The organism is Polaribacter sp. 11A2H (genome assembly GCF_011379025.1).
In the GTDB taxonomy this organism is placed as follows: Bacteria; Bacteroidota; Bacteroidia; order Flavobacteriales; family Flavobacteriaceae; genus Polaribacter.
Genome location: NZ_WTLD01000024.1, coordinates 706 through 11313, shown reverse-complemented (window position 1 = coordinate 11313; position 10608 = coordinate 706). Strand labels below are relative to the sequence as shown.

Below are 10608 nucleotides of genomic sequence, written 5' to 3'. Positions count from 1 at the left end.
TCGTACCTCATGAATCAGTTGTAAAAAGAGAAAAATAGTATCATCCCTTTCAAAGAAGTAGTTGTACTGGCACGAGCGGGACGCTCTCGCTAGCGGAGGCTAACTATTTTAATTCACTTTCTCAATGCTGGTGCGAGCGTCTCGCTCGTACCTCATGAATCAGTTATAAAAAGAGAAAAATAGTATGATCGCTTTCAAAGAAGTAGTTGTATTCGCACGAGCGGGATGCTCGCACTAGCGGAGGCTAACTATTTTAATTTACTTTACCAATGCCGGTGCGAGCGTCTCGCTCGTACCTCATGAATCAGTTGTAAAAAGAGAAAAATAATATGATCGCTTTCAAAGAAGTAGTTGTATTGGCACGAGCGGGACGCTCGCGCTAGCGGAGGCTAACTATTTTAATTCACTTTCCCAATGCTGGTGCGAGCGTCTCGCTTGTACCTCATGAATCAGTTGTAAAAAGAGAAAAATAGTATGATCGCTTTCAAAGAAGTAGTTGTATTGGCAAGAGCGGGAGACACTAGCGCTAGCGAATAAGAAGAAAACTTACAAAATAACTATTTTTTATTTCGTGGCAAGCATCAAAAAATTAAACCCTTGGCTATCGCCTTGCGATTAATTACCTTTGCCATATAAAATAACAACACAACAACAAATAAATGAGTAATTTACTTGCACCTTCAATTTTAGCAGCAGATTTTGCTAACCTACAAAGAGACATAGAAATGGTAAACAATAGTGAAGCAGATTGGTTTCATATTGATATTATGGACGGTGTTTTTGTACCTAACATTTCTTTTGGAATGCCCGTTTTAAAAGCAATTGCTAAACATGCTACAAAAACAATAGATGTACATTTAATGATTGTAAACCCAGATCAGTACATACAAACATTTGCAGATTTAGGTACCAATATTTTAACAGTACATTACGAAGCTTGTACACATTTACACAGAACCATACAAGCAATAAAAGCTGCAGGTATGAAAGCTGGAGTTGCTTTAAACCCACATACACCAATTGCCGTTTTAGAAGATGTAATTGAAGACTTAGATATGGTTTGTATTATGAGTGTAAACCCCGGTTTTGGCGGACAATCATTTATAGAAAATACCTTTAAAAAAGTAAGTCAATTAAGACATTTAATCGATTTTACAGAATCTGAGTGTCTAATAGAAATTGATGGAGGAGTTACCTCTTATAATGCAAATGCATTAATTGAAGCTGGAGCAAATGTTTTAGTAGCTGGTAGTTTTGTTTTTGGAGCAGAAAACCCTACTCAAACTATTGCCGACTTAAAAAAGACAATCGAATAATTGTTATATACAGTAGTAGACATAGAAACCACAGGAAATGGATATAAAGGTTCTAAAATAACCGAAATATCCATTTTTGTTTTTGATGGTAAAACAGTCATAGACGAGTTTACTTCTTTGGTAAACCCAGAGCAAAATATACCTGCATTTATTACCAATCTTACAGGTATTACAAATGCCATGGTAAGAAATGCACCTAAGTTTTATGAAATTGCAAAAAAGGTAGCCGAAATTACAGAAGACACTATTTTTGTTGCGCATAATGTTAACTTCGATTATAATATTATTCACGAAGAATTTAAAAATTTAGGCTTCGATTTTAAACGAAAAAAACTCTGTACCGTTCGTTTAACTAGAAAAATAATGCCGGGTTTAAGTTCTTATAGTTTAGGGAATATTTGTACACATGAAAACATTGCTATTAATGGGAGACACCGTGCAAAAGGAGATGCAGAAGCAACCACAGAATTGTTTAGAAGATTGATAGAAAGAGATGATAATTTTACCATCAACTCTTTTTTAAACCCAAAATCTAGACAAGCCACCTTACCTCCTCTTTTAGACAAAAAAGTTGTGGATAATTTACCAGAAACTTATGGCGTTTATTACTTTAAAAATATAGAGAAAGAAATTATTTATGTTGGTAAAGCAAATAATATAAAGCAACGTGTAATCAGTCATTTTTATGACAAAAAGAAAAAAGAGCAAACCATGTGCATGGAAACTGCCGATATTTCTTTTACAAAAACAGGAAGTGAATTATTAGCACTCTTGCATGAATCTGCAGAAATAAAACACATTTATCCAAAATTTAATAGAGCACAAAGAAGAGCCGGTGAAGCTATTGGTTTATTTTCTTACGAAGACCAAAAAGGAATTATCCATTTAGCTTACAATCGTTTAAAGTTGGTACCCAACCCAATGATGAAATATTACACTGTTGCCGAAGCAAGAAATCATTTAGAACTTCTTTGCAAAGAATTTATATTGTGCCCAAAATATTGTCATTTACAAACCAACGTTGCGAGTTGTTTTCATTATCAGTTAAAAGAATGTAAAGGTATTTGTTGCGATAAAGAAACGGTAGAAGATTATAATAAACGTGTAAAAGAAGCTATTAAATCTGTAGGTATTGGTGCAGAGAACTTGGTTATTAAAGAACCCGGTAGAACTGAAAACGAAGTTGGTTTTGCTTTAATTTTAGACGGTATTTACCAAGGTTTTGGTTATGTAGATATGCAGCAATCTGAAGAACTAGAAAACCCAGAAGATTATCAATTTTTTGTAGAACCAAAAAAAGACAATAGAGATATTCAGCGTATTATTGCTGCTTATTTAAAAAAACAAAATACTAAAACTATTTAGGTTACTTTACAAACAATACACATGTTAACTATGCCTTTTTCTTCTTAAAAAGCTATGAGTATTACAAGTATAAAAATGATATTTAAAAGGTTAAAAATATTTCTAGATAGTAATCTATTATTTTTTTTTAACAATTGAACTCGGTTAAAAAACGAAGTTATACCTTTTCCTTTTTTGATTTCTTTAATTTATTTATCCAAATAATAGTACCTGTAACAGGTAAACTTGTAGCGATTAAACACACAAAAAAATAAATTATTTTAGAAAACAGACCATAAATCTCTCCGGTATGAATCGGTTTTATTAACGATGCAAATTGTACATTTAAGGGGTTGTCTTTAAAATAATCTACCGCTAAAACTTCTCCATACTGCGCAACAAATAATAGGTCTGATGTTACCGGAGAAAAGTTAGCATCATTCGTTTTACTAAAGCGATAGTAATTCTTTTTTTCACTAGGAAAGGTTACTGATAAATCTCCTTTATAATCAAGAGTTTTATTGGCTATTAAAATTGCTTCATCAACCGAAATCACTTTATTACTTGGGGTATTTTCTATAAGAAACTCTGGACTAGAACGGTTAAAAATTTGAGTTCCTATTAAATTTCCCAAACCATCTTTATAACCTTCAAAAGACCAACACAAGCCAGTAATACCCATAATTATAATAAATATACATGTGTAGAAGCCTAATGTATTATGTAAATCGTAATTTATACGTTTCCAATTGGCCTTGGTTTTAATTTTAAAACCTTGTTTTATATTTCGCCATTTTAGCTTTTTAGGAAACCATAAATAAATACCAGAAAATGAAATAATTAAAAAGATAATGGTAGCAACACCTACAATAGGCCTTCCTATTTTAGCATCCAACAAAAGCCATCTATGTAATTTAAATGTTGTTGCTAAAAATGCATCTGCACTTGTTTTTTTTAATGTTATTATTTCACTAGAAAAAGGGTTGACCAACACCCTAGAACCACGCCTCTCTTTTAGATTTTTTTTTACATTAAAAACATACGGTTTCTTTGGGTCTGCAGCAATAGTTACCCCGGCTACAAAACCTATTTCAGCAACTTTTAAGGTGGTTACTAAAGCGCTTACCGTCTCTTTATTTGCTGTTTTTTCAATACTAAAATCATCAGCAAAAAAATCTTTTATTTCATGATAAAAAGTTAAAATTGTTCCGCTTATACACACTAAAAATAAAATAATTCCACTAGCCAAACCCAACCATAAATGAATATCGTTTATAAGCTTTCTAAAAGAATACCGAGTTGTTTTTTTCATTATTAAAGGTTGTGTACAAAAATGAGTTACTTATTTTATTTTAAATAAAAACGCAAATATAAAACTCAAAACCAGATACACAAAACTTATTTAGATTAAATATAAATAATAATTTTAAAAACTCTTTTCTTCTAAAAAGAGTTTAACCTAAAAAAGATTAACCGCTATAATAAACAAAAAAAAGAGGCTTTATAAAAGCCTCTTTCTTACTAACTAACCAATATAAAAAACCACTATAATTTTGCTACCAAATATTTTACTAAATCCCTTGTAGTAACTATTCCTACTAGTTCAGAATCTTCAACTACTGGTAAAGCATGAAATCCTTTTGTTGTTAATAATTCTGCTGCATCTTTAATAGATGTATATGGCGGAATTGCTGTAATATTTTTATCCATAACCTGTTTTATTGTAAATGTATTATTTACAAAGCTATTTACAGAAGTTCCGTCTTCGGTTAAACGAGATTCACTAACTTTCTGTATATCAGAATAACTTAGCATACCTATAATTTCTTTATCACGAACTACAGGAATATGTTTTATTTTATGTTCTATAAACATCTTTTCTGCAGTTACTAAATCTCCATTAACATTTAATGTAACTAAATTTGTTGCCATTATTGTAGATATCGGCTCGTCTCTTCTCATAATTTAATCTTTTAATTATACAGACAAATTTCTGAATAAAACCAAGTTTAAAAGATGATTTATATCAGTTTTATAAAATTTAAGAAAACATTTTACTAATCAATAAAAATAATTACATTTTTTTTCTACAAATAAAAAACAAAAGAATTTTAAAACTAAACCGCTATTTACTTCGTATATTTTTATAATAAGATGCGAAATTAATTCACTGAAATACAAATAATAAGTCCTATTTAATTAATAAAATTTTACTTTTACAAAAAATACAAAAACTTTTTTTCATGACTAACCCCCTAAAAATAATGAAGCGATTTAAGGAAATGCTTCATTTTAAAAAAGCACACTTTTTATGTGTCTTTATTCTATTTACAATAAACAGTTACACACAACTTCTAAGCAGTAATTTTGAAACATCCCCATCTAACTTTGTAACAAATACACCTGATACGAATGGTTATGAAAACCCTAATTGGAATATTGAAACTTTAACAGAAACATTTTCTATTAAAGAAAGCAACAAGATTCCTTTTATCAATAAAACCAATACCTCAACTCAATTAAAAAAAACAGGTTATAAAGCAGTTACTATTGCTATGGTAGATTCAGATAATGATGGTATAGACGATGCTACAGATATTGATGATGATAATGATGGTATTTTAGATGTTAATGAATGTATGACACTAGATACAAATAAGTTAGTTTATACTTATACAGGTGCAGATCAAACATATACTATTCCTTCTAACACAAAATCTATAACTGCTAAAATTTGGGGTGCTGGTGGTAGAGGAGATGAACGACCAGGTAGAGGGGTTGGAGGTGCTGGCGGATATACAGAATTAACAATTTCTAAAGATAACATTATAAATAATACATTAATACTAACAGTAGGTCAAGGAGGAGATTCTTCAACAGGTTCTCTCACCTATGGAAATGGTGGTGCAGGGTATTCTGAGGTATTTAATAGAGCTATAAGAAACTTTGGTGCCGGTGGTGGTATGTCTGCCATAAGTTACACCTCTTTAAAAAATCCCAGTTCCGTAACACAAGCAGATTTAATTGCTATAGCTGGTGGTGGTGGTTCTATGCCTGCTTATTCAAATGCCAGAACGCATGCTGGAGAAGGTGGCGGAACAACTGGTGGGGATGCAACAGACAATCGTTCAGCTATAAACGGACTTGGTGGTACTCAAACAACAGGTGGTGGTAGCACAAACGGAAATTCTGGTTCTTTTTTACAAGGTGGTAATTCTAGATTAAATGGATCTGCAGGTGGTGGTGGTTATTATGGTGGTGGTAGTGGTTCTTTTGCAAATAATGAAGAAGGTGGTGGTGGTGGTGGCTCTAGCTATATTTTATCAGCAGCAACAAGCTCCCTTACAATAAAAGGTAGTATTCAAGCGCCTCCTATGTCTGGAGACAGTGATTATATTTCTGGAGTTGGTATTGGTGGAAACACGAGTGCTCAAAATGGTGGTAATGGCTTAATTATATTAATTATAACTCTTGAGTGTGATGACGATGGAGACGGTATTTTTAATAGACTCGATTTAGATTCAGACAATGATGGCATTCCAGATAACATAGAGGCACAATCTACAAAAGACTATATTACTCCTTCAGGAAATGACTCTGACAATGACGGTCTAGATGACGCTTATGACAACAATCTAAGTGGTAGTGTTAATTCTATTGGCATAAACCCAACAAACACAGACGCAAGCGCAACCACAAGTGCAGATACAATACCAGATTATTTAGACCTAGACTCTGATGGTGATGGTATATTTGATGTGGTAGAATCTGGTACAGGTTTACCAAATAATGGTAACGGAATGTCTACCGGTACTTTTGGTATTAATGGTTTAAATGATCTTGTAGAAACAGGGAATACAGATTTAGGGTATACAGATGTTAATGGTGTTTTTGACAACACACAAACTGATAATTTTACAGATACGGATGCAGATGTACTCACTTTTGGAGATGTAGATTATAGAGATATTACAGATGATGGAATTGCCATGATTACCCAAGTATATCAGTTTGATAATGATACCAATACAGACAAAGACAGATGGATAGAAATTACAAACATTCATGCCACTAAAAGTATTGCCGCTAGTCTTATTCAAATTCAATTATATGTAGATAGAACTGGTGCACAAACAACTGCGCCAACTACTTCTTATACATTTCCAAATATATTAGCTCCTGGTACATCAATATTATTAAAAAGCACTAATACTGCAATTACTAATTTTGATAATTCGGATATAACAAGAGTAATTACTAGCGATGCTTTAACCAATATTGAAGGTGCTAATGACATGATTACCTTATCATCTACTAATAATGCTTCTTCGTATGATAACAGATATGATGTTATTCAAGCATTTGCTGATAAAACATCACAAGTAAGAATAGATGAAACATTAACACCTAATAAAAACTACAATGCTAGTAAATGGGTAGTATTTATAGATGATGCAATTCTACCTTATCAACCAATTGGTGATGAAACTGTTGCAGGAACTAAAAGACATCCACAAGATCCTTTAATTTCAGAAATTAAAGCTTCTAGCACAGAAGCAAATACGTTGTTAGGTTTGCATAGAATTAATAATACTACATCAACATCTACGAACAATTTGTATACAAATGGGTATCCAGACAGATCTCGTTCTGTAGTAATTGATCAAAATTTTGAACACAACGCGAACAAATTAAGCGCTAGAAAACTAAAAGTTGAATCTGGTAACACGTTAACAGTAACCAATCAATTATTAGTAGTTACAAATGATATTACTTTAGATGGAGATATTCGTTTAGCAGGTACATTAGCTCAATTAGTACAAACGCATGCAACAACCTCTAAAATATTTGGCGCTGGTAAACTTTTAGTAGATCAAGATTCTGAAACACCTAGTTTATATAGATATGACTATATGAGTTCTCCTGTTAATTCTACCACAAACACCTATACAATAGAAAGCGTGTTAAAAGATGGTACAGACACAAGCAACCCAAAAGATATTAAATTTATGTCTGGTTATGACGGAGCTGCTACAGACCCAATTACTCTTGCAGATTTCTGGGTTTACACCTATGCTCCTGCCTCTAGCGGTAGAGCTAACTATGTACATAAATATAAAAATGGTATAATAAATAGAGGAGATGGTTACATTTTTAAAGGTCCAGGAAAAGCACAAAACTATACTTTTGTAGGCACCCCTAATGATGGTAATTTTACAACAGCTGTATCTATAGGTACCGGAAATGATTACTTAATTGGCAACCCTTTTCCTTCAGCTATAAATACTAGAAAATTTATAGAAGACAATCTAAGCAGTACAACTGGGACTCTATATTTCTGGGAACAACAAAAAAGTAAATTAGGAGAAAATAACGGAATAGACGGACATGTATTTGGTGGGTACATTGGTGGGTACGCAACTATAAACTTAACTACATCTGCAGCTGCTAGCTCTATAGCTGATAATAATAACAATGGTACTGGAGGTACAGGAAGTAGCAGTAATACATATAAAACGCCATCATCTTACATAGCAATAGCACAAGGTTTCTTTATAGTAGGTGATGATACTGGCGGAGATATCAACTTTAATAACAGCCAAAGAGCTTATATAACAGAGGGCACAGAATCTGTATTCTTTAAAGGAAATACAAAAAGGAGTAAAACAGCAATTTCAACAAACTTACTACCTGTTATTAAATTAGGTTTCGAGTATAAAAACACAGAAGAATTATTATTACACAATCAAATAGCAATTTCTTTTCAAGAAACAAATTCTTTTGCTTTTGATAAAGGGTATGATTCTGAAATATACCAAGTTGGTAACACAGATTTCTATTTTAAATTTCCTTCAGATGATAAAAACTATGTAATTGCGGGTGTACAAGAAATATCTAATGATTTAGAAGTTCCTTTAGAAATTAAAATGGATAACGCTGGTCAAGTAAATATAATGATAGATGAACTACAAAATGTATCTAAAAATATCTTTATTAACGATAAACTTACACAAACTTCATACAACCTTACAAATAAAAATGCTATCTTTAGCTTAGATAAAGGTACTTATACAGGTCGTTTTGTATTAGCATTTACCAAAAACACAACACTTAGTGTAAAAGATGCTATTGTATCTAAACAGACAAGTATTTATGCCGATAACAAGAACAATAATATTGTAATTTCTAAAAACGAAGAAATACATATTAATAATGTAGAATTGTTTAACATTCTTGGCAAAAAAGTAACCCTTTGGAGCATTAAAGAACAAAAAAACACCTATCAATTAGCTATAAAAAAACAAATACCAACAGGTATTTATATTGTAAAAACACATACTGACAAAGGCATAATTAATAAAAAAATTATAATTAGACACTAAAAAGCAATAACCCTAATAATTAAATAAAATGATGATACTTACCCAGCTTCCTCCTCCTGCTGGTCCTCCCCCACCTCCAGGACTAGAAATAAATCATGAAATTTTAGCACTACTTATAGTCGCTATATTATATGGTGTTTTTATCATTATAAATACTAAAAATTTAAACTTTAAATAATTCTTTAAAAAAAGCTAGACCTATAATTGGTCTAGCTTTTTTTATCAAAAAATTAACACTAACTACACAATAATTCATAAGAAAACAGTACTATTAAGTTCTTTATTGCTAAAAAAAATGTAAAATCCTATAAAAAAATTAAAAAAATCATTACTTTCGTATATAAAAAAAACCCTCTATGGCTATCCCTCACAAACAAACGAAGACACTTCGTAGTAAATTCGACAATACTTTTTTTTCGTTATTAACTTCTAAAACAGCGGCTGCATTAAAACTATTCTTTTTTGCAAGTTTCTTATTTTTCTCTAATTCTAAAGCATTTGCTCAAACTGTAGTTGTAAATACATCAACAGTACAATCTAACTTTTACACCGTAACTGGCGGACCAAAACAAATTTCTTTTGTTATCACCGGAGGTCAAGGAGGACACGGATCTCAAGCTTATGGAGGTCAAGGGGCTACTGCTAGCGCAACGTATAACCTAAACGATGGAGATGTTATTAGGTATTTAGTAGCAGAAGGAGGTCGTGGAGGTAATAACACCGGTGGTGGTGGTGGTAGTACAGCTATTTACATTAATAACACAATATCACTTATTGCAGGTGGTGGAGGTGGTGGAGGTGCTGCTGGTGGTCGTGGTGGTACTAACAATCTAGATGGTACTCCCGGAACTGGTACTGCATTTGGTGCTGCTGGTACTGGTGGTAATGGTGGTGCTGGTAGTGCTAGTGGTGCTGCTGGTGGAGGATTCAATACCCCTGGTGGTAATGCTACAACAGGTGCTACTTTTGCTACTGGTGGTGGTGTAAGATCTACTGATGGATCTTTTGCATTAGCCCTTGGAGGTAATTCTACATTAACTTCAGGTAATGGTGGTAGAGGTTTTACTGGTGGTGGTGGTGGTACTGGTGGTTTTACTGGTGGTGCTGGTGGTGGTTTTTCAGGTGGTGGTGGTGCCGGTACTGGTACTGGTAGTACTGCTGGTGGTGGTGGTTCTGGAGTGAATACTGGTATAACTGGTTATGTTTCCAGTACAATTATTGCTGGTGTAGATGCTCTAAATAATGGAGCTTTCTTTACAAACGGAAATAACGGTAGTGTAAATATTACAGCAAAAGACTTAACAGATACAGATAGTGATGGTATTGCAGATGTTAATGACGAAGACAGTGACAATGATGGTATTCTAGATGTTGTAGAATGTCCTAACTTTAGTTTTAGTAAAGATTTAATAATTAACAATGCAAACGCAGGTCTAATAACAGTTGTAGAAGGTGGAGCGTCTGGTACCCCTTTTGTTAATGATGCTGGTCCAAATAATAATGAACCAGGTTTAAGATATACTGACCAAGCGTCTGAAGTAACTTACTACAGGTTAAATACACAA

Annotated in this window: 7 protein-coding genes; 5 read left to right on the top strand and 2 right to left on the bottom strand. The window is 32.8% G+C overall.

All coding sequences use genetic code 11. The features are described from left to right. Positions 1-659 precede the first annotated feature (659 nt). Both rpe and GQS58_RS16565 read left to right on the top strand, forming a co-directional pair. On the top strand, positions 660-1316 hold the full coding sequence (gene rpe, locus GQS58_RS16570) for a ribulose-phosphate 3-epimerase (RefSeq protein ID WP_166387959.1): 657 nt from the start codon (positions 660-662) through the stop codon (positions 1314-1316). Next, positions 1317-2681: an exonuclease domain-containing protein gene (locus tag GQS58_RS16565; protein WP_166387957.1), complete on the top strand. Its 1365-nt coding sequence runs from the start codon at positions 1317-1319 to the stop codon at positions 2679-2681. Positions 2682-2838: 157 nt separating this feature from the next. Here GQS58_RS16565 and GQS58_RS16560 read toward each other — a convergent pair whose 3' ends face one another. Together GQS58_RS16560 and GQS58_RS16555 are read right to left on the bottom strand one after the other, a co-directional pair. Then, positions 2839-3972: a PepSY-associated TM helix domain-containing protein gene (locus tag GQS58_RS16560; protein ID WP_205860461.1), complete on the bottom strand. Its 1134-nt coding sequence runs from the start codon at positions 3970-3972 to the stop codon at positions 2839-2841. Between the two features lie 233 nt (positions 3973-4205). Continuing rightward, on the bottom strand, positions 4206-4622 hold the full coding sequence (locus GQS58_RS16555; RefSeq protein WP_166387955.1) for a CBS domain-containing protein: 417 nt from the start codon (positions 4620-4622) through the stop codon (positions 4206-4208). Positions 4623-4903: 281 nt separating this feature from the next. Here GQS58_RS16555 and GQS58_RS16550 point away from each other — a divergent pair, with 281 nt between their 5' ends. The 3 genes from GQS58_RS16550 to GQS58_RS16540 all read left to right on the top strand — a co-directional run. Further along, positions 4904-9043: a glycine-rich protein gene (locus GQS58_RS16550; protein WP_166387953.1), complete on the top strand. Its 4140-nt coding sequence runs from the start codon at positions 4904-4906 to the stop codon at positions 9041-9043. Positions 9044-9071: 28 nt separating this feature from the next. After that, a complete protein-coding gene (locus GQS58_RS16545; RefSeq protein WP_166387951.1) occupies positions 9072-9221 on the top strand; it encodes a hypothetical protein in 150 nt (49 codons plus the stop codon). Positions 9222-9399: 178 nt separating this feature from the next. Beyond that, positions 9400-10608, top strand: a 1209-nt coding sequence (locus tag GQS58_RS16540; RefSeq protein ID WP_205860460.1) for a thrombospondin type 3 repeat-containing protein, incomplete at its 3' end; no start/stop codon positions are given.

What these genes read in the sequence shown, in the direction of transcription:
- rpe (WP_166387959.1), top strand. Translation starts at nt 660, where the DNA reads ATGAGTAATTTACTTGCACCTTCAATTTTAGCAGCAGATTTTGCTAAC.
- GQS58_RS16560 (WP_205860461.1), bottom strand. Translation starts at nt 3,972, where the DNA reads ATGAAAAAAACAACTCGGTATTCTTTTAGAAAGCTTATAAACGATATT.
- GQS58_RS16555 (WP_166387955.1), bottom strand. Translation starts at nt 4,622, where the DNA reads ATGAGAAGAGACGAGCCGATATCTACAATAATGGCAACAAATTTAGTT.
- GQS58_RS16550 (WP_166387953.1), top strand. Translation starts at nt 4,904, where the DNA reads ATGACTAACCCCCTAAAAATAATGAAGCGATTTAAGGAAATGCTTCAT.
- GQS58_RS16545 (WP_166387951.1), top strand. Translation starts at nt 9,072, where the DNA reads ATGATGATACTTACCCAGCTTCCTCCTCCTGCTGGTCCTCCCCCACCT.